The organism is Streptomyces sp. 7-21 (assembly GCF_016741785.1).
GTDB lineage: Bacteria > Actinomycetota > Actinomycetes > Streptomycetales > Streptomycetaceae > Streptomyces.
The window spans coordinates 48,549-74,369 of record NZ_JAERRL010000005.1 but is presented as its reverse complement, the minus strand read 5'-3'; the positions used below and the strand labels follow the sequence as shown (position 1 = coordinate 74,369).

Genomic DNA, 25,821 nt, shown 5'->3' with positions numbered 1-25,821 from the left:
GGTGCGCCCCAGCCGGTCCGGCTGGCACCGGAGTTGCCGCGGCGCAACCGGTTGCACCCCAGGGACGCGGTGGATGCCCAGCGGCTACTGTGTGGGCCGTGAGGAGACCACCACCGGACCGCCGCGTCCGCCGCCCCGGCGAGGCCGCGCCATGGCCGTGACGCTGCGGGACGTCGCCCGCGCCTCCGGCGTGCACGTCTCGACGGTCTCCCGCGCCCTGTCCACGCCGCACCTGGTCCGTGCGGAGACCCGCGAGCGGGTCCTGGCCGTCGCCGCCGAACTCGGCTACCGCCCCAACCACACGGCCCGCGCGCTGACCACCGGCCGTACCCGCAACCTGGGCCTGATCGTCGCCGACATCGCCAACCCGTTCTTCCCGCCGCTGATCAAGGCCGCGCAGTCGCGCGCCCGCCTCCACGGCTACCAGGTGTTCCTGGCCGACACCGACGAGAACCCGCGCGCCGAGGAGGAGCTGATCCGCACCCTCGGCCAGCAGGTCGACGGCCTCGTCCTGGTCAGCCCGCGCCTGTCCAACGCCGTGCTCTCCCGCACCGGCGGCGACCTGCCGGTGGTGCTGGTCAACCGCAGGAGCCGGGCGCACGCCACGGTGCTGATGGACGTGGCGCACGGCGCCACGCTCGCCGTCGAGCACCTCGCCGCGCTCGGCCACCGGCGCCTGGCCGTCGCCACCGGCCCGAAGGGCTCGTGGACCGGCTCGCAGCTCCGCCGGGCCGCCGAACGGGCCGCGGCGGCCCGGGGCCTGGCGCTGTCGGTGCTCGGCCCCGTCCCGCCCACCGAGGACGGCGGCACGGCGGCGGCCGGCGACCTGCTGCGCACCGGCGCGACGGGGGTGATCGCCTACAACGACCTGGTGGCGGTCGGCCTGATCGAGGGCCTGGCCGCGCGCGGCGCCGGCGTGCCGGGCGACGTCAGCGTGGTCGGCGTGGACGACAGCGCCACGGGCCGCCTCAGCCGCCCCCGGCTGACCACGATCGCCATGCCGACCACCGCCGCCGGGCACGCCGCGGTGGACCTGCTGATCCAGGCGATCGAGCCGCCGGACGGCGAGGGCGGCGGCACGGCGGGCGCCGCCGCGGGCGGTGCGGCGGAGACGACGCTCGGCACCGCGCTGATCGTCAGGGAGTCCACCGCGCCTCTGGAGCACCCCGCGTCCCGCTTGTAGGATCGTGTGCGTATTTGTGCCCCGGAAGTGTCCGATTGCGAGCAGGAATCACCCACGCCCTATGACTACCGCCGTCGGCACTGCCGTGCAGGCACGCGTCGCCGTCGCCACCCTGTTCTTCGTCAACGGCTTCTCGTTCGCCAACATCGTTCCCCGGTACCCCGAGATCAAGGACGGCCTCAGCCTGAGCAACGCCGCCCTCGGCACGGCGATCGCGGCGATGCCGCTGGGCGCCCTGATCCTGGGCCTGGCCGCCAGCCCGCTCATCAAGCGCTTCGGCTCCGCCAGAACCGCGGTCTGCACCCAGGCGCTGGCGGGCGCCAACATCATCTTCGTCGGCACGGCCCCGAACTACGCGCTGCTGTGCGCCGGGCTGTTCCTGGCGGGCAGCTTCGACGCGGTGACCGACGTGGCGATGAACGCGCACGGCATGCGGGTGCAGCGGCTGTACCAGCGGTCGATCCTCAACTCGTTCCACGGCGTGTGGAGCGTCGGCGCCGTCCTCGGCGGCTTCGCGGGCGCCGGCGCGGCACAGGCCCAGGTCCCGCTGTCCGTCCATCTGGCCGTCACCGGCTGCGTGTCGGCGGCGGCGGCGCTCGTCTCGCTGCGCTACCTGCTGCCGGGCGCCGAGGACACTGAGCGCGAATCCAGCGGCGACGGCCAGCGCGCGGTACCCCCCGGGGCGCGCTGGGCGGTGGTGCGGCTGCTGGCCGTGCTGGGGCTGCTGGCGGCGGCCGCCGCCGTAGTGGAGGACTCCGGCGCCTCCTGGGGCTCGGTGTACCTGCGGAACGAGCTGGCGGCCAACGCCTTTGTCGGCGGCCTGGCGTTCGCCTCGCTCCAGGGCGCCCAGACCGTGGGCCGGCTGCTGGGCGACCGGGTCGTCCAGCGGCTCGGCGACCGGCTTACCGCGCGCATCGGCGGCACCCTCGCCCTGGCCGGCATGGGCACGGCCCTGCTGTGGCCGTCGGTGCCGGCCACCGTGGCCGGCTTCGGCCTGGCGGGACTTGGCATCGCCACGCTCATCCCGGCGGCCTTCCACGCGGCCGATGAGATCCCGGGGCTGTGGCCGGGCGCGGGCATCACCATCACGGCGTTCCTCACGCGGGTCGGTTTCCTGCTCTCCCCGCCGCTGGTCGGCCTCGTCGCGGACGCCTCCTCGATCCGGCTCGGGCTGGCCATTGTTCCGCTCGCCGGCCTGGTGATCCTGCTGACCTCCGGCATCCTCGACCCCCGGCCGCGGGGGGACGCCGGCGGCTGACGGCAGCGCCCCCGCGCCGGGGACGGCAGTTCACTCGGCCGCGGCCGGGGCGGGCTCGCGTCCCGGGGCGGGCACCGGCTCGCTGCCGCCGCCCTCCTCCCCCGGGCGGGTGCGCGCGGGCCTGGTGCGGGCGTGCGTGGCGTACAGCGTGAGCCCGACGAACGTCAGGCCGCCGACGAGGTTGCCGAGGACCGTGGGGATCTCGTTCCACAGCAGGTAGTCCGCGAGCGAGAAGTCGCCGCCGAGCATCAGGCCGGACGGGAAGAGGAACATGTTGACGACCGAGTGCTCGAAGCCCATGTAGAAGAAGAGCAGGATGGGCATCCACATGGCGATGACCTTGCCGGACACGGACGTGGACATCATCGCGGCGACGACGCCGGTGGAGACCATCCAGTTGCACAGCACGCCGCGCAGGAACAGGGTCAGCATCCCGGCGGCGCCGTGGTCCGCGTAGCCGACCGTGCGGCCCTCGCCGATGGAGCCGAGCCGCTCGCCGACTTCGTTGGGGTCCACAGTGAAGGCGTAGGTGAGGATGACCGCCATCATCAGCGCCACGATGAGGGCGCCGGCGAAATTGCCGGCGAAGACAAGGCCCCAGTTGCGCAGCACCCCCCGCGGCGTCACCCCGCGCCGCCGGTCCAGCAGCGCGAGCGGCACGAGCGTGAACACGCCGGTCAGCAGGTCGAAGCCCAGCAGGTACAGCAGGCAGAAGCCGACGGGGAACAGCAGTGCCCCGAGCAGCGGCTGGCCGGTCTCGACGGTGACGGTGACGGCGAACGCGGCGGCCAGGGCGAGGATGGCACCGGCCATGAACGCCCGGATCAGCGTGTCCCGGGTCGACATGAAGACCTTCGCCTCGCCGGCGTCGATCATCTTGCGTACGAACTCCGAGGGATTCAGGTAGGACATGGTTCGCTCTTTCGCTGGACTGTCCGGTGAAGCCTCGGCAGCGGAGATTTCCTGGCCGTGTCGGCGCGGAAAGCATCACGTCACGGCGGCCTCACCGGGCGGCGCGCGCCGGCCGCCGGCCCGCCGGGTTTCCCCGCGGTTTCCGGGCGGTTGCCCCGGGCCCCGCCGGCGGCCCGGTGCGTGTCCCGGCCGTAAAAGGCTGGTGTCGGCTGCCGGCGGGCCATGGCCCGGGGCGCGGGAAAGGGCCAGGCTGGACGCCCCCGCCCCCGGATGTGAGGAGCACACGATGACCCCGGTCATGCCCAAGCCGGAAGCCGCCCAGCTGATCACCGCCGCCCGTATCCGCAACGGGCTGTCCTGGGCCGAGATCGCCTCCCACCTGGGCACGCCGCTGGTGTGGACGACGGCGGCGCTGCTGGGCCAGCACCCGCTGACGGCGGACCAGGCCAAGCAGGTGTGCGAGCTGCTGGATCTGGACGAGGCGGTCGCCGAGAGCCTGCGGCTGCCGCCGGTGCGCGGCGCGGGCGAGGAGCTGATGCGCGATCCGGTGGTCTACCGCTTCGCCGAGGCGCTGGCGGTGTACGGGCCCGCGCTGAAGGAGCTGATCCACGAGGAGTTCGGCGACGGCATCATGAGCGCCATCAACTTCCGCGTCGACCTGGCCCGGCGGCCCGATCCGGACGGCGACCGCGTCGTCGTCACCTTCGACGGGAAGTTCCTGGACTACAAGTGGTGAGTGGCTGAAGGGAGTTACGCCCTCTGGCGGGTGTGCGGGGAGTGCCGGTACCGTCCGGTCCGCCACCGGCGCCGCCACGGGCGGCGGCGCCGCGGGGCATCCCGAAACCCCCACATTCCCCCACAATCCGCTGGAGTCGCCATGTCACCACGCCGACTGACCGGCCTGCTGCTGGCCACCGCGGTCGCCGGGCTCGTTCCCCTGACCGCGCACGGCCTGACCCCGCAGGAGGAGGCGGCGGCCGCCCCGCCGGGCACGGCCGCGGTGCCGCTGGACGAACTGACCGTCACCACCGAGCAGGTCGCCTCCGGCCTGGAGCGGCCCACGGCGATCGCGGCGCCGGACGACGGCACCGGCCGGCTGTTCATCACGGAGAAGCCGGGCAGGGTCCGGGTCTACGACCCGGACTCCGGCCTGGCGGACGAGCCGCTGCTGGACATCACCGACGCGGTCGACAGCTCCGGGAACGAGCGCGGCCTGCTGGGCATCGCGCTGCCGCCGGACTTCGCCGAGAGCCAGGAGCTGTACCTGGCGTACACCGCGCTGCCGGACGGCGCGGTGACGCTGGCGCGGTACACGCTGGACGACGGCGGCCTGGAGCCGCTGCTGTCGCAGGAGCACGCCGAGAACAGCAACCACAACGGCGGCCAGCTCGCCTTCGGCCCCGACGGCTACCTGTACCTGGGCATCGGGGACGGCGGCGGCGCCGGCGACCAGAACAACAACGGGCAGAGCCTGGACACCCTGCTGGGCAAGATCCTGCGGATCGACGTCAGCGCCGCCTGCGGCGACCTGGCGTACTGCGTGCCGGAGGACAACCCGTTCGTGGACACCGAGGGGGCACGCCCGGAGATCTGGTCCTACGGGCTGCGCAACCCGTGGCGGTTCTCGTTCGACGCGGCCGACGGCTCGCTGTGGATCGGCGACGTCGGGCAGGGCACCGAGGAGGAGATCGACCACCTGTCGCCGAATGCGGGCGGGGCCAACTTCGGCTGGTCGTGCCGGGAGGGCTCGGTGGAGTTCGATCCGGAGCACTGCCCGGACGGCGCAGAGTTCACCGAGCCGGTGTTCACCTACCAGACGTCCGCGGAAGGCTGCGCCGTGATCGGCGGCTACGTCTACCGGGGCGAGGAGTTCGCGGACCTGGCCGAGGGCACGTACGTGGCGTCGGACTACTGCTCGTCGACGGCGTTCGCGCTGCGCCCGGCGGAGGGCGGCGGCTACGAGCAGGCGGCGATCGGCACGTTCGAGACGCAGGTCACCGCGTTCGGCGAGACGGCCGAGGGCGAGCTGTACTACGTCAACGACCTGCCGGGCGGCCTGCACCGCGTCGGCTTCGCACCGGCGGACGCCGGAGAGTAACGGTCCGGAGGCGGAGTGTCAGTGGCCGCGCGCAGGGTGGCCCCTGACACTCCGCCGGCAGGTACGACACGAGACGGGGGCTGATGCGACTGCGCGGTGTTTGTGCTGGTCGGCATCAACGACACCTGGCGGCGCATGGCGTGCCCCGGAGCGGCGGCGCGCGGGGACACCTGCGAGGCCGACTACCGGTACCTGCTGACGCGGCTGCGCGAGGCGACGGACGCCCGGCTGGTGCTGATCGAGCCCTTCCTGCTGCCGGTCCGCCAGGAGCAGTGGGACTGGCGGCCGGACCTGGACGCCCGGATACAGGTGGTGCGGCGGCTGGCGGCGGAGTCCGGCGCCGTGCTGCTGCCCGCCGGCGGGCTGCTGGCGCGGGCGGCGCGGCTGCTGGGCGGGCCGGGGAAGGTCGCCGATGACGGGGTGCATCCCACCGGCGAGGGGCACGAGGTGCTGGCGGGCGCCTGGACGGAGCTGGTCACCGCGGCGTGAGGACGGCCGCCGGACGCGGCGGTCCCTGGCCCGGGGCGGGTCCGGGCCAGGGACCGGTCAGGTGGCGGCCGGCCGGCTGCCGGCGGCGGTAGCGGGCGGTCAGTACAGCGCGAGCGCCCGGACCTGGCCGCCGTAGCCGCCGCGGTGCTTGGGCGCGCCGACGACCAGCAGCGCGCCCCGGTCCGGGACGGTGTCGAGCGCGGCGAGGTTCTCGATGCCGTACTTGCCGGAGGGCAGCAGGATCTGGTGCGTCTCCGGCACCTCGGCGACGCCGCCGTCGAGGCTGCTGGTGTCCACGCCCGCGCCGACGATGTTCCGCTCGGTGACGAGGAACGCGGCGGCCTCCGGGCTGATGCCGGGGAAGCGGAAGACGCCGTCGTCGCTCTCGCCGAGGTAGTCGGCGCGGCGGTGCACGCGGGAGGTCCACCCGGCGTCGACGGCCACGAAGCCCCGCTCCGGCAGGCGGCCGTGGCGGCGCTCGTGCGCCAGGATGTCCCGCACGGTCAGGGTGGTCTCGGGGTCACGGGCGGCGCGGTCGGCGATGCGGATGACCGCCAGCGGCGCGACGAGCCACTCGACGGGCAGCGACTCGAGGGTGACGCCGTCCTCGTCGAAGTGGCCGGGCGGGTCGATGTGGGTGCCCGCGTGCTCGTTGAAGATGATCTCGTTGGCGTTGAAGCCGTCGGTCTCCAGGTACCGGACCTGGTTGAGCCGGGGCTGCGGCACGAGGGGGTAGAAGACGGGGAAGTCCTCGTGCAGTTCGTGGGTGAGGTCGGCGATGCGCGCGCCGCCGTGCGCCCAGGAGCGGGCCGGCGAGTCGGCGGCGGCGACGCCGCCCATGGCCGCGGTGGCGGCGACGCCCGCGGTGGTCAGCGCGGAGAAGCGGAACAGCGACCGCCGGCCGAGCCGGCCGCGGCGGCGGGGCCCGCCGTCGGCGGTCTCCTGGTGCCGGTCGCCGTCGAACGCCGCGCTCTCGGGTGCGTCGCTGTGACGGGCGGCCTGGCCGTCGTGGGCCTGGCCGTGGTGGCTGTGGTGGGCCTGGCCGCCGTGGACGTGGCCGTCATGCGCCTGGGGCGCGGGCGCCGCAGCGCCGTCGGGGTGGCCGCCGTCGTGCGCGGGGGCGGCCTGGCCGCCGTAGCCGCCGCGGGCGTAGCGCTTGATCAGTTCGCTGGCGACGGCGCGCCCGGCGCCGGACATCGCCACCTGCCGCATCAGGGCTGGACCGCACATGCTGGGTGCCTTTCTTACGACTCTTACGACGTGAGGACGGCCGGCTCGGGAGTCGCCGGCGCGGGTTCTGGCTGGGACAGCAGCCGCCACACCACGGCGGCACCGGCGAGGGAGAGCCCGGCGACGGTCCACAGGACGACGTCGAGCGCGCCGGTGTAGTCGGCGGCGAGCTGTCCCGCGGGCTCGCCGCGCAGCAGTTCGGCGGCGTCGTCGCCGATCCGCCCGTGCAGCAGGGTGGACAGCGCGGCGCCCACGGCGGCGATGCCGACGGCCTCGCCGGTCAGCCGGACGGTGTTGAACAGCCCGGCCGCCATGCCGCTGCGCCCGGGGTCGACCACGGACACGGCGGTGCCGTCGAGGACGGACAGCGACAGGCCGAAGCCCCCGCCGACCAGGGCGAGTCCGGCCGGGTTGAAGCTGGTGGCGAGCCAGACCGCGCCCGCCGCCTGGAGCGCGAGAGAGACGGCGAGGATGGTGCGCGGCGCCAGCCGGTTGGCCACCAGCCCGGCGAACATCGGCACCACGAGCGCGGGCATGGTCATCGCGGCCAGCCACAGCCCGACCTCGCCGGAGTCGGCGCCCTCGACCGACTCCAGGTAGGGCGGCAGCACGACGACGAGGGCGACGAAGCCGAAGGCCAGCACGGTCGGCACGACGCAGACCGCGAGGAACTTCGGCAGGGCGAACAGCGAGACGTCGAACAGCGGCTCGGCGCGGCGGCGTTCGGTCACGGTGAACGTCACGAACAGGGCGGCGGCGGCCACGGCCGCGGTGACCACGACCGGGTGGGTCAGGCCGCGCTGCTGCGCCTCGACCAGCGCCGTGATCAGGGCGGCGAGCCCGGCGGTGAACGTCACCCCGCCCACGGCGTCGATCTCGCCCTCGGGTCCGGTGGACTCCTGGATGACGAACGGGCTGATGGCCAACAGCACGGTGGCGGCGCCCGCGATGAGCCCGAACAGCAGGCGCCAGTCGCCCAGGGAGATCAGCGCGCCCCCGATCAGCGGGCCGCACGCGAGCCCGAGGCCGAAGGAGGTGCCGAGCATGGCGAACGCCCGGCTCTTGCGCGCGCCGGTGTAGGTGGCGGCGAGGAGCGCGCTGCCCGACGTCACCACGCTGGCCGCGCCGGCGCCCGCGACGGCCCTGGCGATGTCGACCACGACGATCGACGGCCCGGCGGCCGCGAGGTACAGCGCGGCGGCGAAGGTCACCAGGCCCCCGAGGAACACCCGCCGCCGGCCGATCCGGTCGGCCAGCGAACCGGTCACGGCCATGAAGGCGGCGAAGGTGAGCATGTAGGCGTTCGCCACCCACTGGGTGGCCGCGACGCCGCTGCCGAACTCGGAGCCGACGTGCGGCGCCGCCAGCGCTCCGCCCGTCAGCGAGATCGGCAGCAACGAGGCGGCGAGGCAGACCAGGGCCGCCACCCGCCAGGGCTCGCGCGAGGAGTCGGGTGTGCTGACGGCGGACTCAGCACTCTCGCTAAGAACTCTTTCTCGCATAAGAGATCTTATGCATGTACGGAGTCGTCGCGTCAAGGCCGGTCCGCCGCCCCCCGCGCCATAACCGCGTGCGGCCGCGCGGCCACGCGGCGCCCCGGCCCGTGACGGAGTTCCCGCACCGGTGTTACGGTTCTCGTTGTGCTTACCGCAGCCGCGCCCGTCTCGCCGCCCCCAGGGGAGCTGCTTGTGGCGCGCCTGTACATCGATCTCTGCCGCTGTCTCACCGCGGCCTGTCGCTGACCGTCGCACCACCCAGCCCGACGCCTCTCAGCGCTCACGCGCGCCCGCGGCCATGCCCGCGCCCGCCGTCATCCGCTCACCCAAACCCCTGACCGGAGTGTGACCGTGTCCACGCATTCGTCCCCGGATTCCAAGGACGCCCCGCCGCGCGACCGGAAGCCGCGCATATCCCTGCCCCCGTTCTGGGTCCAGGTGCTGATCGGCCTCGTCGCCGGCGTGCTGCTGGGCTGGGCCGCCCGCACCTGGGACGTCGACTGGCTCGGCCGGACCCTCGACGAGATCGGCGGAATCTTCGTCCAGCTGCTGCGCCTGGCCGTCGGGCCGCTCGTCTTCTTCGCCATCGCCGTCTCGGTGACCCGGCTGCGGAACGTCTCCAACGCCGCCCGGCTGGCCGTCCGCACCCTGCTGTGGTTCCTCGCGACCTCCCTGATCGCGGTCGCCATCGGCCTGGCCATCGGCCTGCTCACCAACCCGGGCCGCGGCACCGGCCTGACCCCGGCCGACGGCGCGCTGCCGGACAACCAGGGCTCCTGGCTCGACTTCCTCACCGGCATCATCCCGACCAACGTCGTAACGCCCTTCACCGAGCTCGCCGTCCTGCAGATCGTCTTCCTCGCCGCCGCGACCGGCATCGCCGCGCTCCAGCTCGGCGAGAAGGCCGCGCCGCTGGTGACGCTCGGCGAGGCCGCGCTCGAACTGCTCCAGAAGGCCCTGTGGTGGGTCATCCGGCTGGCCCCCATCGGCACCACCGGCCTCATCGGCCGCGCCATCAACGAGTACGGCTGGGACCTGCTCGGCGACTACGCCACCTTCACCGCCGACGTCTACATCGGCTGCGCGCTGGTCCTCTTCGGCGTCTACCCGCTGCTGCTGCGCCTGGCCGCCGGGGTCAACCCGCTCCAGTTCTTCCGTGCCGCCTGGCCCGCGCTCCAGCTGGCGTTCGTCTCCCGCTCCTCGGTCGGCACGCTGCCGGTCACCCAGCAGGTCACCGAGCGCCTGGGCGTGCCGCGCGAGTACTCCTCGTTCGCCGTGCCGTTCGCCGCGACGACGAAGATGGACGGCTGCGCCGCCATCTACCCGGCGCTGTCGGCGATCTTCGTGGCGGAGATCTTCGACGTGAACCTGGGCGTCCAGGACTACCTGCTCATCGTCTTCGTCTCGGTGATCGGCTCCGCCGCCACGGCCGGGCTCACCGGCGCCACGGTGATGACCACGCTGACGCTCTCGACGCTGGGCCTGCCGCTGGAGGGCGTGGGCCTGCTGCTGGCCATCGACCCGATCCTGGACATGATGCGCACCGCGACCAACGTCGCCGGGCAGGCGGCCGTGCCGCTCATCGTGGCTGCCCGGGAGAAGATCCTCGACCGGGACGCCTACGACAGCGCCACCAGCTTCGACCTCACCGACGCCACCAGCGCGGAGCCGTCCGCGCCGCGCCGCGAGGAGCTGAAGGCCACCGCCTAACCACGGCACTGACCGCCGTCCGCGCGCCGCGGCCCCGGGCCACCACGAGCCCGGGGCCGCGGCGTTGACGGCGTCAGTGATCCGCCCCGGCCAGGGTCCGCCGCTCCCCCGCGCGGATGATCGCGTCGAGCATGGCGTGTGCGGCCGTCATCTCCTCGACGGCACGGCCCATCCGCGCCCGCTCCCGCCGCAGATCCCGGGCCATGTCCTCGCAGGTCGGTGCCAGAATGACGCCGTCATCGGCCATGCACGGCAGCACCCTGCGGATCAGCTCGGTGCCCAGGCCCGCCGCCAGCAGCATCCGGACCCGGCGCACGGTGTCCACGTCGGACTCGTCGAACTCCCGGTAGCCGCTGGGCCGCCGCCTCGGGTGCAGCAGGCCCTGCTGCTCGTAGTAGCGCAGCACCCTGGTGCTCACACCGGTCCGCCGCGACAGTTCTCCGATGAGCATGTGACTCCCCGCACCCGCTTGACCTGGACGCTCAATGTCAGGCTTCAGCGTAAGCAGCGGGACGCGGAGCACACGCCGCCCCTCCGCACGGCAAGCGGGCCGCCGTCACCGGCGCTCCCCTCAACCCGCGCCCGGCGCGGCGGCGTCCGGTGTGCACCCAGCGAAGGCGAGGACGTCACGGTGGAGATGCAACTGGCCGGCGTAGCCGCACGCCTGGGCAACGCTGGCGGCGTCCTGCCCCGCGCGCAGCGAGCGGGCCGCGCGGTCGAACCGGACCAGCATGGCGGCGCGCTTCGGCGTCAGGCCGACCTGCTCCCGGAACCGTGACCACAGCCGCTTGCGGCTCCAGCCGCAGGACGCGGCGAGGTCGCCCACGCGGACGCGTCCGCGGCGCGCCACGATCCGCTCCCAGGCGGCGGCCTTTGGCGCCATCCGTGGGCCCCGCGCGGCCCGTTCGCGGCGGAACGCGTCGGTCAGCGCGAGGCGTTCGGCCCAGGAACCGGCCCCGGCCAGCCGTTCCCGCAGCCGCCGCCCGTCCGGTCCCCACACGTCCTCCAGGGCGGCGCCCGATCCGTCCAGCTCCGCGCGGCCTGAGGCGTCAGGCGTGCCTCGACGCACTCGACGCGCTCGCCCCGCACCCGGGCCGGGGGTAAGCGCCGCGACGAGGCCGCGCGAGGACCGGCGGCCCGTGGTGTCCTCGATGGTGAACGTCTCGTCACCCAGCCCGATCACGACGACCACGCCGGGACGCGGCAGCACCCGCAGGTCCAGCCCGCCGGCGTCCCGGTCCCGGAACCCGGCGCCCCACCTCTCCCATCACGTCGGGCACGACTCCCCGACCGGGAAAGGCATTCCTGCGTTGCTGTACCCGAAGGGGTTACCTCAGCGCTCCCCGCCCGCTGGCCCCGGGCGGATCGCGGTTCAGCGGCTGCGATGAGTGCTGCGTGCTCCCTTACGGGGAGCGCCGGCTCTCGGAGGTCGAACACTGTCCGACGATGCTGAGACGTGGGCACAGGTCCCTTTTCTGCTTCCTCCGCTGCGGGCATGAAGGAGCGCGTCTCGTCGCCCTTCGGCGAGCGAGCCGAAGGGAGGACACGAAGTAAGAACGGTCAGGGTCCGGCGGCGCCGGACCCTGACCGTGCACGCGCATGTCGCCGGCCGTGGACGGCCATGCCGGGTTCCGGGTGGCGAGCTGAAGAGCCTCACTCGCCCGCGGTGTGCGCGACGCGCACACCGCCCCGTTGCGGACCGGGGGCGGCCGAGCTGCCCAGCACGGTCAGGGCGTCGGGCCGTCCGGCGCCGGGGCGCCGAAGTCCGGGGTGCCGTCGGCGTTCCAGCGCAAGGGCTGGACCCGGGTGTGGCGGTTGGGGTCCTGGAGCGGGTCGCCGTCGATGTCGCGGTACTGGCGGGCGTGGTAGACGATCAGGTCCGTCACGCCGTCCTCGGCGACGGTGAAGCAGTTGTGCCCCGGCCCGTACTGGCGGTTCGCCTCACTGGTGGCGAAGACCGGCTCGGGGCTCTTGGCCCAGGATGCGGGGTCGAGCAGGTCACTGTCCTCGTCGGCGGTCAGCAGCCCGACGCAGTAGTTGGCGTCGGTGGCGCTGGCGGAGTAGGTGAGGAAGATCCGGCCGTTGCGGTGCAGGGCGTAGGGGCCCTCGTTGACGCGGTAGCCGACGGTCTCCCAGGGGAGTTCGGGCACGGAGATCTCGACGGGGGTGCCGGTGATGGACGACGGGGTGTCCATGGCGGCCAGGAACAGACTGCTGTTGTTGCCGAGTTCCGGGTTCTGCTGCGCCCAGCACAGGTAGCGGGTGCCGCGGTGCTCGAAGGTGGTGGCGTCGAGCGAGAAGGTGTCCCACGGGGTGACGATCCGCCCCAGTTCCTCCCACTGGCCGGTGAAGGGGTCGGCGGCCGTGTTGCGCAGCACGTACATCCGGATGGCCCACACGTCCTCGGCGGCCCCGGCCGCGAAGTAGATGTGCCAGGCACCGTCGATGTGGTGCAGCTCGGGGGCCCAGATGTGGGCGCCCATCTCGCCGGTGGTGTGCCGGGTCCAGATGACGGCCTCGTCGGCCGCCGCCAGCCCTTGAATCGTTTCAGCTCGCCGCAGCACGATGCGGTCGTACTCGGGCACCGTGCCGGTGAAGTAGTAACGGCCGTCCGTGTGCCGGGTGATGTGGGGGTCGGCCCGCTGCTCGATGAGCGGGTTCACGTACACCGGCGCGGCGGCGCGGTGGCGGGGCGCGGCACTGGCGGCTCCGGCGGCGGCCAGGCCGCCGCTCGCGGCGACACCGGCGGCCATCGCGCCGCGGAGCACTCCCCGCCGGCTCCATCGCCCGTCGTGCGCCGCGGGCGCGCCTGTCTCATCTCTGTTCTGGTGCAACGGCGTTGCTCCTTGTCTCCCGGGTGCCGCCCGGCGGTCCGGCAGCGGCTCAGGTCTGCTGGTCCTACTGGAAACCGCTACCGGTGCGCCGTCAACCCCCGTGCCGGGGTCAGCCGGAGGCGGCCAGTTCACGGCCGAGCGGGGTCGCGACGTGCATGACCGCGGGCCCCTGCCGGGTGCTGGTGATGAGCCCGGCCTTGCGCAGCGCGGCCGCGTGACGGCTCGCGGTTCCGGCGGAGACACCGACACGGCGGGCGAGTTCCGTGGTCGAGCACGGCCGCAGCAGCTCGCGCATGGCCAGGGCGCGGGTGCGTCCGAGCACGGCGGCCAGGGACTGCGGGGCCTGCGGGCGCGAGGACTGGCCCGCCGCCGGGTAGACCAGCACGGGCGGGAGTTCGGGATTGATGAACGTCACCGGGGAGTCGCAGCAGAAGAACGACGGCACGAGCGTGAGGCCGCGCCCGCCCAGCCGCAGCTCCTTCTCGCACGGGTAGTCGGCGCGCAGCACCGGAGCGGTCCAGCGGATGCTGGGCGAGAGGCTGCTCAGCAGCTGGTCGAGGCCGCCATCGAGCACGTGCTTGCCCAGCACATCCCGCTGTCCGCGCACGGCCTCCCTGGCCTCGTCCAGGCAGGGCCGCAGCAGTTCACGGTGGTACACCGCCAGGGCGGTCAGCAGGTCCCGGCGGGCCTCCCGGTCGCCGTCGGCCAGCAGCCGCACCCAGGCGGGGACGGGGCGGCGGCCCGCCGCGAACGCCGCCGCCAGCTCGCGCCTCATGCGGACAGCCGGGGTGGCGGCGACGCATTCGAGGGATTCCCCGAAACCGGAGCTGCCGGGCGGGGTGAGGAAGTCGGGGAAGTCGCCGCGCCGTGGCACGAGCGTCGTCAGCAGCCGGACCACGCCCCGCAGATGGGTCCTGTCCAGGCGGCCGCGCACGTGCCGCAGCCAGGGCCGGTAGCGCTCGGCAACGCGGGGCGCCTGGAGGCGGTGGAGGCTGCTGGCCAGCTCCCACATGACGTCCGGCCCGGTGGTCACCCGAGTGTGAGCGAGGTCGCGGGCCGTGAAATGGATACGCAGTGCCACAGGAATCCCCTCGTTCCATGCGAACCGGTGACCCCATCGTGGCCTGGCCCGATAAACGGGACATCAACAGACGCGGCGCCGCCGTCTACCCCGCCTCACACCACGTGGATGACCACCATCAGCAGCGCGCACCCGACCATGACGGCCAGCGCTTTGCTCGTCGCTTCCGACCTGGGCTGACCGGTGGTGTACTCCCGGCTCACGCCACGCCTGGCGACCACCGCGCTGACGAGCAGGACGGGGCCCAGCAGCACACTCAGCCAGTCGACGAGCACAGGGTTCATAGCAGGGCTCCTTCCGGGGTCTGGTGTGCGGTAGGCCGCCACTGTCTCTCCGCCGCACCGGCACCCCTCCCGGCCGCCGCTGACGCCCCGTGACCGCTGGCTGGCGGTACCGGCCAGGTCGCGGGCCATGGAAAGGCAGTGCCCCGGGAATTCCCCGCATTCCCGCTGACCGGCGGGACCCCTGCTGGCCCTGGTCCGGTCAATGGGATGCCCCAGGCGCGCGCCGCCGTGCGCCCCGCCTCACGCGATGTGGATGACAGCCATCAGCAGCACGGCCACGAGCATGATGACCTGCGCCACGTTGCTCGAAGCCGGCCGGGGCTGACCGGACGTCAGCGCCCGGCGCGTACCACGGTAGGAGACCAGGCCGCTGCCGATGATGACAGGCGCCAGCAGCAGGGTCAGCCAGTCGACGAGCACGGGGTTCATGGCGCGGGTCCTTCCGGTCTCGTGTGCGGGAAGCCGTCACTATGCCTCCGCCGCGCTGGGACCCCTCTCCGCCCGCCGCTGGCCTTCCCCTGCCGGCGTTCGTCCGCACCGGGGCGACGGCTACGTCAGATGCCACTCACAGCCGCCGGTGAGCTCCAGGTACTCGCCCTCGTTGACCGTGATACGGCCGGGGCCCTCGATGGTGCCGTTGGCGATGATGGCTTCGAAGTCGCCGCTGGAATCGCTCAGACGCGCCCAGTAGCACAAGGGGACGATGCCGTCCGGGTCCGGCCCTTCGGTGCTGTACTCCCCCGCCTCGATGTCCTCGCCGGCAAGGTGGACGCCGTCGCCGGCGGTGGTGCGTGGCCCTTCGCCGGCGGCGGATTCCTCCCCGGACGCTTCCTGCCTGGAGTCCTCCTCCTCGGCCGCACCGGCCGGGGGTGTGTCCGGGGCGTCCCCCTCGGCTGGCTCCTGGTGGTCCGCCGGCTCCTCACCCCCGGCCGCGTCACCCCCGGCCGCGTCACGTTCGGCCGCGGGCGGCTCGTAGCTGGCAGCGGCGTCGTCGGTCTCGCCGCCGCCGATAGCGACGCCCACGAGGAGGCACACGATGCCGGCAGCGGCGTGGGTGAGGAGGTTCTTGCGGCGGCGCAGCCAGGAGGCCGGAGGCTCGGGTGCCGCCGCCTGGGCGGACTGCGGCTGTTCCGGCGGCCCGTCCTGCGTGCTGGCCGGCCGGGCACTGTTCCCGGGTTGCTGGGACGTGCTCATAAGTCCCCCGTAGTCCGATAACGGACACGTTGTGCTGTACGCGTGGGGGGTCCGCTGATCATGCCGCCCGCCCGGTATACCCGCCCGGGATTCCGGCTTTCTGTGATCAGGACGTTACCGAGCGCCTCCGCCGCCGGACGCGGCCTCGGCGGCGTCGGCATCCTCCGCAAGCAGGCTCATGACGATCGCGCCCGACGCGGTCACTCCGGCGGCCGAGGCCACGGTGACGTTGGCCATCGGGTCGGTGACGTTGCCCGCCGCCCACACGCCCTCGACGCCGGTGAAGCCGGTGGCGTCGACCGGGAGATGCTCGCCCGTGCCGCTGGGGTGCTCCCGCGCCGCCAGGCCCAGGTCGCGCAGGAACGCGGCGCGGGCGCGGAAGCGGGGTGCGACCACGAGCGTGCGCACCGGCACCGTGTTCCCGCTGTCCAGGCGCACGCCCGCCAGCCGCCCCTGGCCGTCCGTCTCGACGCCGCTGACCCGGCCGCCGGCGACGCCGATGCCGAGGGCGTCGAGCCGCTGCCGCTGCTCGCCGGCCGGCGCGGGCCCGTCGTGCGGGAACAGCGTGACGTCGCCGGTTACCTGACGGAACATCAGCGCGTGGTGGTAGGAGCCCAGGACGCCGACGGCGGTGTCGCGGGCCTCCCAGCCGTGGCAGAACACGCAGTGCAGCACGTCCCGTCCCCACAGCGCCGCCAGGCCGGGCACGGCGGGCAGCTCGTCGGTCAGCCCGCTGGTCACCAGCAGCCGCCGGGCCACGGCGCGGCGTCCGTCGGCCGTCCGCACCGCCAGCCGCCCGCCCTCGCGGCGCACCGCCTCGACGCGGCCGGTCACCACGCGCCCGCCGTAGGAGGCGACCTCCTCCCGGCCCTGGCGCAGCAGCTGAAGCGGAGGGATGCCGTCGCGCCCGAGCAGGCCGTGCGCGGCGGCAGCGGGGGCGTTGCGGGGCTCGCCCGCGTCGATCACCAGCACCGAGCGGCGCACCCGGGCCAGGTTCATGGCGCCGGACAGGCCCGCGGCGCCGCCGCCGATCACGACGACGTCCCAGGTGCCGTCCGGCCCCGGGCCCCGGAGGCTGGCGTGCGCGTCCTGGTCGCTGCGGCCGGGGCGGAATCCGTGGTTGATGTCTCGCTCACTCATGCCGGCACCCTGGACCCGCCGCCCGCGCGGCAGCAAAGCTTTGTGCCAGTCTGGCAAAAGCGCGGGCGGGCGGCGGGCCGGTGCCGTCAGGCGCCCGGCAGCGGCAGCACGGTGGGCAGCTCGGCCAGCCGCAGCCGGGCGCAGCCGTAGGGCACGAGCGTCAGGTCCTGCACGGGCGAGCTGACGGCGACGGGGCTGTCCGGCGGCGTCCCGGCCGAGTTGCCGTCGAGCCGCCAGCTGTAGACGCGGGCGCCCTCGCCTCGGATGGTGACCGGCACGCCGTCGGCGCCGAACGGCACCTCGGGGACGGGCCCGCGCTCGACGGGCCAGTTCTCCAGGCCGCCGGCGCCGCGCACGTGCAGCCCGTAGTTCCAGGAGGACAGCGGCAGCACCTCCCACTCCCCCAGGCCGCGCGCGTCCGGAAGCGGCCGCCACGACTCCTTGACGGGCAGCACCATCACCAGCGGGCCGAGCCGCACGCCCACCGCATTGCGCTCCCGCCGGATCCGCCGCACCCGCATCGGCAGGGTGAGGTCCACGCTGTCGCCGGTGCGCCAGGTGCGTTCCAGCCGCACGTAGCCGTCGCCGCCGGGCGCGGCCGCGGTCTCCTCGCCGTTGACGCGCAGCACCGGGTCCTGGCACCACTGGGGGACGCGCAGCCGCAGCGCGAAGCGCGTGGGGGCGGAGACGGTCAGCGCCAGGCGCACGGTCTCCTCGAAGGGGTAGCCGGTGGTCTCCGCCAGGGTGACCTGGGCGCCCGCGACGGTGGTGCGCACGGTGCAGGGGGCGTAGGCGAACGCGGTGAGCCCGTCCTCGGCGGCGGGCCGCATCCACAGCGAGGCGGCGAACTTCGGCCAGCCCTGGTGCAGATTGGCCAGGCAGCAGCCGAAGTGGGGCTCCAGGCCGAAGATGTTGGCGTCGTCGGAGCTGAACGTCCAGCGGCGCTCGGCGATGTTCGCGGCGACCTGGTTGGCCTGCTGGTGGTACTGGTGGGCCCGCATGAGCGGGTCGCAGCTGGCGGGGAGCTGGTTGTACGCCACGAGTTCGGCGAGGTCGCCCAGCGCGCCCTCGCCGAAGGCCAGCGCGGACTGTTCGAGCGTGTACAGGTACTCGACGACCTCGCAGGTCTCGATGCCCGCCGACGCCTCGCGGCCGGCCAGCCACTCGTCGCCGGAGAACATGCCGTGGACCTGGCCGTGCCAGCGGTCCAGGTTCGCCAGGCAGGCCCGCAGGTCGGCGTAGTGCCGGCCCGCACCGCCGCTGCCGCCGCTGCCGTCACCGCCGTCGTCGTCGAGCAGGGCGCGGACGGCGGGCAGCTTCAGGCCCATGGCGACGTTCACACAGTGGGTGAGGTGGTCGAAGAACGTGGCGCGCCCGGTGGGGAGTTCGCGGGTGAGGAAGCCGGTCCAGTCGGCGTTCTGGCCGAGCAGCAGCCGCGCCAGGCGCGGCCAGCGCGGGTCGGGGTCGCGGCGGTGCAGCCACAGCACGGCCAGGACGTTCTCAGTGGCGCGGCAGGCGCCCCACTCGGTGAGGGGGCGGTCGGGCAGCCGCTCAAGCTGGTAGGCGAAGTAGCGTGCCAGGAAGGGCGGTACGCGGTCGTCGCCGGTGGCGTCGGCGTGCTGGATGAGCGCCTTCAGCGCGACCATACGCGGCCACCAGTCGTCGTTGGTCCGCGGGCCGAACTGGCCGCTGGGCCGCTGGCTGCCGAGGATCCACTCCAGCCACGGCTCGGCCCGGCGCAGCAGCGTCTCGTCGCCGAGGACGTGGGCCAGCGGCACCAGGCCGTCGAGGTAGTAGGGGCCGCGTTCCCAGTCCTCGCCGGTGCCGCCGCGCCAGGCGGAGTCGGGGCCGAGGTCGGGCCAGACGTCCTCGACCTGGCCGGTCAGTCCCCGGGCCTGGAGGCCGAGCTGGCGGCGCAGCCAGCCGGCGGGGCGGATCTCGCCCAGCCGCAGGGGTTCGTGGCGCGTGCCCATGGGGGTGCTCCTTGTTCTCGTGCTCGCGTGCCGGTGGACGGGCGGGCTAGTCGCCGCCGATGGTGGAGCCGCGGACGACCAGCCGCGGCGGGACGAGTTCGGTGCCGCCGTCGGCCGCGGCGGCGCCGGGTCCGGCCGCGATCGCCGCCAGCAGGCGTTCGGCGGCGCGGCGGCCCAGCTGTTCCAGTTCCATGTCGACGGTGGTCAGCGGCGGCCGGGCGGCCTCGCCCATGACGTCCCAGTTGTCGTAGCCGGTGACGGCGATGTCGCCGGGCACGCGGAAGCCGCGCTCCCGCAGCCGGTCGCCGGCGGCGCGGGCGAGCTGGTCGGAGGCGCACACCAGCGCGGTGACCGGCGGCCCGCCCCGGCCGTCCCCGCCGTCCGGTCCGCCGGCGTCGCCGCGCAGCACCAGGTCGGTGGCCTGCCGGCCCCAGGACTCGCTCCACTCGCCGAACAGCGGCGCGCCGGCGAGCTCCATCCCGGCCGCCGCCAGTGCCTCGCGCAGCGCGGCGGCCCGCACGCGCGAGACGCGGCGGTCGGCGCGCCCGCCGATGTGGGCCACCCGGCGGTGCCCGAGTGTGCGCAGGTGGTCCACGACCAGCCGCATCCCGGCGGCGTCATCGGGGACGACCGACATGTCCCCGGCCGCGGCCGACGGCGACAGCGCGTAGACCACCGGCACCGGCACCGCCAGCGGCTCGCGCGGCTCGGTGGACTTGCCGGTGACGATGATCCCGTCGACGCCGCGCGCCAGCAGCGAGGTGAGGTGGTGGCGTTCGCGGACGGAGTCGCGCCGGGCCGTGGCCAGCAGCGCGGAGATCTCGCCGCGCGTGAGCGCGTTCTCCGCGCCGAGCATCACCGGCAGGCTGAAGCGGCCGATGTCGTCGCTGCTCATCAGGCCCACCAGCAGCGGGCGCCGCCCCGGGCGCGGCGGTCCCGGCGCGGCGCCCGGGACGAAGCCGAGGACCTCGGCGGCGGCGCGGACCCGCTCGCGCGTGGCGGGGCGCAGCGAGCCGGAGCCGTGCAGCGCCTTGGAGGCGGTGCCGGGCGAGACGCCGGCGGCGCGGGCGACGTCGGCCAGGCGCACCGCGCGGCCCTCCAGCTTCATGGGCGCCTCCGAGTTTTCCTTGCCTTTCCTTCTGAACAGTCTCAGCGTTTCCTCCAGGTCGGGCAAGGGGTGGGAGGGCCCTGAAAATAAGGCGGTTACGAGGGATTGACGCACCCATGCCGCGCTTCTATGGTCTGCGGACATCGTTTTCCTGGCGTTTCCTTGACGGGTGGAAGCACAGGCCGTGGACGGACGAATGGGGCAAGCGCGATGGAGCTGACTCGGGCCCGTTTCCTCTCCCTGCTGGGGGCCGGCGCGGCGGGCGCGTTCCTGGGCGGCTGCGCCAAGTCGCCCCCGCCGATCGACGTCACGGAACCGGGGTTCGGCCGCGACGCCAGCGGCACGGTCTCGATGTGGTGCCGCGGCGGCATCCAGCGGTCGGCGCAGCTGCTCATCGACCTGTTCCACGCCGCGCAGGACCGCATCCGCGTCGATCTCACCCCGGTCCAGGACGGGCAGTACGTCACCAAGCTCGCCACCGCCATCCGCGGCGGCCGCATGCCCGACCTGGTCGACATCGACGACATCAACTCCGCCCTGTTCATCCACCGCGGGGTCTTCGCCGACCTCACCCCGCTGATCGAGGAGCTGCCGTTCCGCGACCAGCTCAGCCCCGGGCACCTGGCGCTGGCCGAACAGGACGGCCGCTACTACGGCGTGCCGTCCCTCGCCGACAACTCGGCGATGTGGTGCAACGCCGAGCTGCTGGACCGCGCCGGCTTCACCGTCGACGACGCCACCGGCTCCTTCGAGGGCTACCTGGAGGCCGCCCGGGCCGTCTCCGCGCTCGGCCCGGACACCTACGGCTGGATGTTCCCCGGCAACGGCAGCGGCGCCCTGGCCTTCGTCACCCAGCCGCACATCTGGGCCGCCGGGGCCGATCTCATCGACGGCCCGATCGGCCGCCAGCGCGGCAGCATCGAGGGCAACGACGCGCTGCGCCGCACCCTTCAGCTGCTGCGCACCCTGTGGGAGGAGGAGCTGGTCCCGCCCCACGCCGAGGCGGAGGACGGCGCCCGCTGGCCCGCCCCGTACCACCAGGGCAAGGTGGCGCTGATGCCCATCGGCTACGGCGTCGTCGTCCCCGACGCGCCGCCGGCCCTGCTGGACCACACCGAGGTGAGGCTGCTGTCCGGCCCGGACGGAGGCCAGTCCTTCTTCGACGGCGGCAACAACTTCTGCCTCCCCAACGGCGCGCAGAACCCGTCGGCCGCCTGGGAGTTCGTCCGGTTCTGCCTGGAGCTGGAGCAGCAGACGCGGCTGCCGGAGTCCGGCTACATCCCCATCAGGTCCGACGCCGCGACGCCCGCCTTCCGCGAGCGGTATCCGCTCGCGCTGCCCTCACTGCTCCAGATCGACGCGGGCTACGCCCCGCTGACCCTGGCCTACAACCGCATCTTTAACCAGAGCGACGGTCCCTGGCTGGCCATGTTCCGGCGCGCCGTCTTCGGCGGAGACGTCGACGGCGCGCTCGCCGAGGCGCAGCGGGGCTTCGACGACATCCTGCGTCAGGGGGACGCATGAGCGCCACGACCACCCGACCCGCCCGGCGCCGCCGGGGTTCGCTCACCCATCCCGCGCGCACCGGGCTGGCGCTGGTGACCCCGGCCGTGCTGATGACCGTCATCTTCGTCTTCACGCCGCTTCTCGTCGCGGTCTACATCTCGCTCACCGACTTCCCGCTGATCGGGCCGTACGAGTTCATCGGCCTGCGCAACTACGAACTGGCCCTGTCCGACCCGGTGTTCAAGCAGTCGGTGATCTACACGGTCGTCTACACCGCGATCGTGACCCTGCCCATCCTGGCGCTCGGCTACGGGCTGGCCGTCCTGGTCCGCTCCAACCGGCGCGGCGCCACCCTGCTGCGCACCATCTTCTTCCTGCCGTTCATCATCGGCCTGACCACCATCAGTTTCATCACGCTGCTGGAGGCCCAGCCCACCAGCGGCGGCGTCAACGTGCTGCTGCGCGCCCTGGGCATCACCGACGGCACGACGGCCTGGCTGATCGACGGCAAGCTCGCCACCGGCCTGATCTGCGTGATGGTGATCTGGGGCGCCTCGGGGCTGACGATGGTGCTGCTGATGTCGGCCATGCAGGGCATCCCCCGCGAGGTCTACGAGTCGGCGGAGATGGACGGCGCCAGCTGGTGGCGTATCGAGCGGGAGATCACCATCCCGATGATCCGCCGGGCGATCGCGCTGAGCACGGTCATCTCCGTGATCGGCTCGTTCCTCGCCTTCACCCAGTTCTACATCCTCACCCAGGGCGGGCCCGGCTCGGAGACCACCACCGTCGTGATGTCGATCTACCGGCGGGCGTTCGTCGACCTCCAGCTGGGCGCGGCCACCGCGATGTCCCTGATCCTCGTGCTGCTCATCGCCGTCATCGCCGCCGTGCAGTTCTGGCTGCTCCGCGAGAAGGACTGAGAAGGACCCACTGCGCCATGACCACCACCGTCACCCACCGGCCCGCCCGAGCGGCGCGGCGCGACCGTCCGGCGCGGGGCAGGGACCACGAGTCCCGCGTCAAGATCCTGCTCTACGTGCTCGGCGGCGGCGGGGCGGCGCTCGTCTTCGCGGTGCCGCTCGTCTTCGCGCTGATGCGCTCGCTCCAGCCCAACGACGTGGTCGTCGGCGAGCCGAGCTGGTCCACGTTCTTCGACTGGACGGGCACCAACTTCCGCACGCTGCTCACCGACGGCGAACTGGCCCGCTCCATCGTCAACAGCCTGATCGTCTCGCTGGCCACCGCCGCCTTCACCGCCCTGCTGGCGACGCTGGCCGGCTACGGCTTCGCCCGCTTCAGCTTCCGCGGCCGGGGGGCGCTGTTCAGCGTGCTGGTGCTGACGATGATGGTGCCGTTCCAGGCCATCCTCACGCCCCTGTACCTCCAAATGAACAGCATGGGGCTGACCGACTCCCTGCTGGGCCTGGTGATGTTCTACACCACGCTCAACCTGCCCTTCGGCGTGTTCGTGATGCGGAACTCCTTCGCCGCCGTCCCCAGCGAGCTGGAGGACTCCGGGCACGTCGACGGCGCCGGCACGCCGCGGATGCTGCTGTCGGTGCTGCGGCCGCTGATCACGCCCGGCATCGCGACGGTCGCGCTGTACGCGTTCCTCGCCTCGTGGACGGAGTTTCTCGGCGCCCTCACCTTCCTGACCGACCAGGACCTGTACACGCTGCCGGTGACCCTGGCCAACCTCCAGCAGGGCACCTACGGCACGGTCGACTTCGGGCTGCTGGCGGCCGGGGCGGTGATCGCGATGGTGCCGTGCGTCGTGCTGTACGTGGCGCTCCAGCGGTTCTACGTGGCCGGCCTGGCCGCCGGCTCCGTCAAGGGCTGAGGCGGGGCCTACCCGACGGTGCCGTCCGGGCCGCGCCGCAGCGCCCGGCCCGGCAGCGCGCCGGTGCGGCGGCCGTCGCGCACCACGGGCACGCCGCCGACGAAGACGTGCGGGATGCCCTCGGGCAGCCGCCGCGGCTCGTCGAACGTCGCGGTGTCCCGCACCGTGGCGGGGTCGAACAGCACCAGGTCGGCGTGGTAGCCCTCGGCCACCAGGCCCCGGCGGCGCAGCCGCAGCCGCCGCGCCGGGCGGCCGGTGAGGTGGGCGACGCACTCCTCCAGGCCGAGCACGCCCTCCTCCCGGACGTAGTGGCCGAGGTAGCGCGGGAACGTCCCCCACGCCCGCGGGTGCGGCCGGGCCGGGCCGAGCAGCCCGTCGCTGCCGCCGGTGTGCGCCGGGTGGCGCATGAGGGCGCGGACGTTCTCCTCGTTGCCGACGAGCTGGAGGACCGCCGTGGACAGCTCGTCGCCCAGCAGCAGGCCGCGGCAGACCTCGAACGGCGGCCGGCCGGAGGCGGCGGCCAGCTCGGCGATGGTCCGGCCCACGGCGGCCGGGTCGCGGGAGCCGGCGACGCGGATGGTGGCCCAGTCCACGGGCACGCCGTGGCAGCCGTCGGAGCCCTCAGTCTCCAGGGCGTGGCGGATGCGCGCCAGCGCGGCCGGGTCCCGCAGCCGCGCCAGGGTGCGCTCCGGGCCGCCCTCGGCGGCCCAGCCGGGCAGCAGCGCGGCGAGCGTGGTCGAGCCGGGCAGGTAGGGGTAGCTGTCCAGGGACAGGTCGGTGCCCGCGGCGGCGGCGTCGGCGAGCAGCGCCAGCAGCTCGGGCGCGCGCCCCGCGTTCACCGGGTAGTTGAGGGTGGCGTGCGCCAGGTGCAGGCGGCAGCCGGCGCGGCGGGCGACCTCGGTCATCTCCGCGTAGGCCGCCAGCGCCCCCGCGCCGTACGACCGGTGGTGCGGCACGTACAGGCCGCCGAACGCGGCGACGACGCGGCACAGTTCGGTCAGCTCGTCCGTGCTGGCGTAGCCGCCGGGGGCGTAGGTGAGCCCGCTGGACATGCCGGCCGCGCCCTCGCGCAGCCCGGCGGCGACCAGCTCCCGCTGCCGGTCCAGCTCGGCCGGGGTGGGCGGCCGGTTCTCCCAGCCCATGGCCAGCGCCCGCACCGTGCCCTGCGGCACCAGGTAGCAGGCGTGGACGGCGATGCCCTGGTCCAGCCGGGCCAGGTAGCCGGCGACGTCGCGCCAGCCGTAGTCCAGGCCGGGCGGGTCGCCGTTCCAGCCGGCGAGGGCGCGGCGCAGCTGCGGCAGCGTCACCTCGTCGGCGGGGGCGTAGGACAGGCCGTCCTGGCCCAGCACCTCGCAGGTCACGCCCTGGCAGACCTTCGCTTCGTGCGCCGGGTCGGCGAGCAGGGCGAGGTCGGAGTGGGCGTGCATGTCGATGAAGCCGGGGCTGAGCACGAGCCCGGTCGCGTCGATGGTGCGGCGGGCGGTGGGCAGCGGGCCGCCGATGGCCTCGATCAGGCCGCCGGTGACGGTGACGTCGGCCCTCCGGCCGGGGGGCGCCGGTGCCGTCCACGACGGTGGCGCCGCGGAGGAGAAGGTCGCCCATGCCGCCGCCTCCCGTCTCGCGCCCGCCGGGATCCGCCCCTGTCCGCGCGGGGTCGTGGGGGTTGTAGCACCGCCGCCGGGGCGGGTCAACGGCGGCATGCGCGAAGCCCCGGCGCCCGAGGGCACCGGGGCTTGCACACGTCCGTCAAGCGCCGCTGTGGCGGACGTCAGACGAAGTTGACGTCGCTGCAGATGAAGTAGGTCTGGTCCAGGTGCGAGGCCTGCCAGATCGTGTAGACGATGTGGTGGCCGCTGCGGCCCGGGGCGCTGACGTCGAAGGTGATGTCCTGCGCCGGGGCGTAGCTGCCGGTCTCGGCGACCAGCTCAAGGTCGTCCCAGCCCAGCGAGTCCGTGGTCGGGTCGAAGCCCTGCTTGGTCACGTAGACCTGGAAGTAGTCGGCGCCGTGGCTGGCGGTGTCGTACAGGTGGACGCTGAAGTCGGTGGAGACGTCCGTGGTGGTCCAGGGACCGGGGTTGTCGAGCGAGCTGGCCAGGCCGCCCTGCGCGTTACCGGCGCTGCACAGCTGGCCGTCGGGGATGTTGCCCCGGAAGTCGCCCGCCAGGTTCTCGCGGAACAGGCTCATCCAGTTCCACATGGTGTTCGGGTTTTCCTGGTAGGCCTGCCAGCACATGGGGTCTTCCTGCTCCATGGCCGGGTTCATGTGGTCGTTACCCCAGCGCTCCCAGCAGCCGTAGGCGCGCGAAGCCGGGTCCACGATGGAGCCGTGGGCGCGGGCGGAGTCGGTCCAGGGGCTCAGGAACAGGGTGATGAGGCCGACGACGCCGGCCACCACCGGTGCGATGACCCGCAGCGTCCAGCGGCGGGCAGGGGCGTGTGCGTACATGCTGTGCGATCTCCGTCTTCCGGAAGTGGTGGGGGG

Annotated in this window: 23 protein-coding genes and 1 pseudogene; 9 read left to right on the top strand and 15 right to left on the bottom strand. The window is 73.8% G+C overall.

The annotated features are described in order from the left end of the window. Positions 1-73: 73 nt before the first annotated feature. Together JK356_RS07875 and JK356_RS07870 are read left to right on the top strand one after the other, a co-directional pair. Positions 74-1,183 (top strand): LacI family DNA-binding transcriptional regulator, encoded by a 1,110-nt coding sequence (locus tag JK356_RS07875; RefSeq protein WP_236670953.1) that lies wholly within the window; start codon positions 74-76, stop codon positions 1,181-1,183. Between the two features lie 61 nt (positions 1,184-1,244). Next, complete coding sequence (locus tag JK356_RS07870; protein ID WP_201866858.1) at positions 1,245-2,441, top strand: MFS transporter; 1,197 nt, start codon at positions 1,245-1,247, stop codon at positions 2,439-2,441. 30 nt (positions 2,442-2,471) lie between these two features. Here JK356_RS07870 and JK356_RS07865 read toward each other — a convergent pair whose 3' ends face one another. Further along, positions 2,472-3,353 (bottom strand): formate/nitrite transporter family protein, encoded by an 882-nt coding sequence (locus JK356_RS07865; protein WP_201866857.1) that lies wholly within the window; start codon positions 3,351-3,353, stop codon positions 2,472-2,474. A gap of 286 nt (positions 3,354-3,639) precedes the next feature. Between JK356_RS07865 and cynS the strand changes: the two genes are divergently transcribed. From cynS to JK356_RS07850, 3 genes are all read left to right on the top strand, one after another. Then, positions 3,640-4,089, top strand: coding sequence for a cyanase (gene cynS / locus JK356_RS07860; protein ID WP_201866856.1), 450 nt, complete (start codon positions 3,640-3,642; stop codon positions 4,087-4,089). A gap of 141 nt (positions 4,090-4,230) precedes the next feature. After that, positions 4,231-5,451: a sorbosone dehydrogenase family protein gene (locus tag JK356_RS07855; protein WP_201866855.1), complete on the top strand. Its 1,221-nt coding sequence runs from the start codon at positions 4,231-4,233 to the stop codon at positions 5,449-5,451. 96 nt (positions 5,452-5,547) lie between these two features. Continuing rightward, positions 5,548-5,940, top strand: coding sequence for a GDSL-type esterase/lipase family protein (locus JK356_RS07850; RefSeq protein WP_307815466.1), 393 nt, complete (start codon positions 5,548-5,550; stop codon positions 5,938-5,940). A 99-nt stretch (positions 5,941-6,039) separates the two neighbouring features. On the opposite strand, the gene JK356_RS07845 is transcribed toward JK356_RS07850, so the two are convergent. Both JK356_RS07845 and JK356_RS07840 read right to left on the bottom strand, forming a co-directional pair. Further along, a complete protein-coding gene (locus tag JK356_RS07845) occupies positions 6,040-7,170 on the bottom strand; it encodes a cyclase family protein (RefSeq protein ID WP_201866854.1) in 1,131 nt (376 codons plus the stop codon). 23 nt (positions 7,171-7,193) lie between these two features. Beyond that, the gene (locus tag JK356_RS07840) at positions 7,194-8,672 is read right to left on the bottom strand and encodes an MFS transporter (protein ID WP_201866853.1); all 1,479 of its coding nucleotides are present in this window, start codon (positions 8,670-8,672) and stop codon (positions 7,194-7,196) included. 345 nt (positions 8,673-9,017) lie between these two features. On the opposite strand from JK356_RS07840, the gene JK356_RS07835 reads away from it, so the two are divergent. Next, positions 9,018-10,376, top strand: coding sequence for a dicarboxylate/amino acid:cation symporter (locus JK356_RS07835; RefSeq protein ID WP_201866852.1), 1,359 nt, complete (start codon positions 9,018-9,020; stop codon positions 10,374-10,376). A gap of 73 nt (positions 10,377-10,449) precedes the next feature. On the opposite strand, the gene JK356_RS07830 is transcribed toward JK356_RS07835, so the two are convergent. The 10 genes from JK356_RS07830 to JK356_RS07785 form a co-directional block, all read right to left on the bottom strand. Continuing rightward, on the bottom strand, positions 10,450-10,827 hold the full coding sequence (locus tag JK356_RS07830) for a MerR family transcriptional regulator (protein ID WP_201866851.1): 378 nt from the start codon (positions 10,825-10,827) through the stop codon (positions 10,450-10,452). A 120-nt stretch (positions 10,828-10,947) separates the two neighbouring features. Beyond that, positions 10,948-11,586 carry an AraC family transcriptional regulator gene (locus tag JK356_RS07825; protein WP_307815465.1) on the bottom strand — a complete coding sequence of 213 codons (639 nt, stop codon included), beginning with the start codon at positions 11,584-11,586 and terminating at the stop codon, positions 10,948-10,950. Positions 11,587-12,103: 517 nt separating this feature from the next. Beyond that, positions 12,104-13,144, bottom strand: coding sequence for a glycoside hydrolase family 43 protein (locus tag JK356_RS07820; protein WP_307815464.1), 1,041 nt, complete (start codon positions 13,142-13,144; stop codon positions 12,104-12,106). Positions 13,145-13,319: 175 nt separating this feature from the next. Then, positions 13,320-14,243 carry an ArsR family transcriptional regulator gene (locus tag JK356_RS07815; protein ID WP_307815463.1) on the bottom strand — a complete coding sequence of 308 codons (924 nt, stop codon included), beginning with the start codon at positions 14,241-14,243 and terminating at the stop codon, positions 13,320-13,322. A gap of 143 nt (positions 14,244-14,386) precedes the next feature. Then, positions 14,387-14,575: a hypothetical protein gene (locus tag JK356_RS07810; protein WP_201866849.1), complete on the bottom strand. Its 189-nt coding sequence runs from the start codon at positions 14,573-14,575 to the stop codon at positions 14,387-14,389. 240 nt (positions 14,576-14,815) lie between these two features. After that, positions 14,816-15,004: a hypothetical protein gene (locus tag JK356_RS07805; RefSeq protein ID WP_201866848.1), complete on the bottom strand. Its 189-nt coding sequence runs from the start codon at positions 15,002-15,004 to the stop codon at positions 14,816-14,818. A gap of 120 nt (positions 15,005-15,124) precedes the next feature. After that, positions 15,125-15,769, bottom strand: a complete 645-nt coding sequence (locus JK356_RS07800) for a hypothetical protein (RefSeq protein WP_201866847.1) — start codon at positions 15,767-15,769, stop codon at positions 15,125-15,127. Positions 15,770-15,883: 114 nt separating this feature from the next. Further along, a complete protein-coding gene (locus JK356_RS07795; protein ID WP_201866846.1) occupies positions 15,884-16,909 on the bottom strand; it encodes an NAD(P)/FAD-dependent oxidoreductase in 1,026 nt (341 codons plus the stop codon). A gap of 86 nt (positions 16,910-16,995) precedes the next feature. Beyond that, positions 16,996-18,882 (bottom strand): beta-L-arabinofuranosidase domain-containing protein, encoded by a 1,887-nt coding sequence (locus JK356_RS07790; protein ID WP_201866845.1) that lies wholly within the window; start codon positions 18,880-18,882, stop codon positions 16,996-16,998. 46 nt (positions 18,883-18,928) lie between these two features. After that, the gene (locus JK356_RS07785; RefSeq protein ID WP_201866844.1) at positions 18,929-19,990 is read right to left on the bottom strand and encodes a LacI family DNA-binding transcriptional regulator; all 1,062 of its coding nucleotides are present in this window, start codon (positions 19,988-19,990) and stop codon (positions 18,929-18,931) included. 210 nt (positions 19,991-20,200) lie between these two features. Here JK356_RS07785 and JK356_RS07780 point away from each other — a divergent pair, with 210 nt between their 5' ends. The 3 genes from JK356_RS07780 to JK356_RS07770 are packed head-to-tail and all read left to right on the top strand — an operon-like array spanning position 20,201 to position 23,339. Further along, positions 20,201-21,514, top strand: a complete 1,314-nt coding sequence (locus tag JK356_RS07780; protein ID WP_201866843.1) for a sugar ABC transporter substrate-binding protein — start codon at positions 20,201-20,203, stop codon at positions 21,512-21,514. Beyond that, positions 21,511-22,419 carry a carbohydrate ABC transporter permease gene (locus JK356_RS07775; protein ID WP_201866842.1) on the top strand — a complete coding sequence of 303 codons (909 nt, stop codon included), beginning with the start codon at positions 21,511-21,513 and terminating at the stop codon, positions 22,417-22,419. The genes JK356_RS07780 and JK356_RS07775 overlap by 4 nt, the downstream gene beginning before the upstream one ends. Before the next feature lie 17 nt (positions 22,420-22,436). Continuing rightward, positions 22,437-23,339: a carbohydrate ABC transporter permease gene (locus JK356_RS07770; protein WP_201866841.1), complete on the top strand. Its 903-nt coding sequence runs from the start codon at positions 22,437-22,439 to the stop codon at positions 23,337-23,339. 8 nt (positions 23,340-23,347) lie between these two features. Here the strand turns inward: JK356_RS07770 and JK356_RS07765 are convergent. Continuing rightward, a pseudogene (locus JK356_RS07765) lies at positions 23,348-24,941 on the bottom strand (amidohydrolase family protein). A gap of 166 nt (positions 24,942-25,107) precedes the next feature. Then, positions 25,108-25,785 carry a lytic polysaccharide monooxygenase gene (locus JK356_RS07760; protein ID WP_201866840.1) on the bottom strand — a complete coding sequence of 226 codons (678 nt, stop codon included), beginning with the start codon at positions 25,783-25,785 and terminating at the stop codon, positions 25,108-25,110. Positions 25,786-25,821 lie beyond the last annotated feature (36 nt).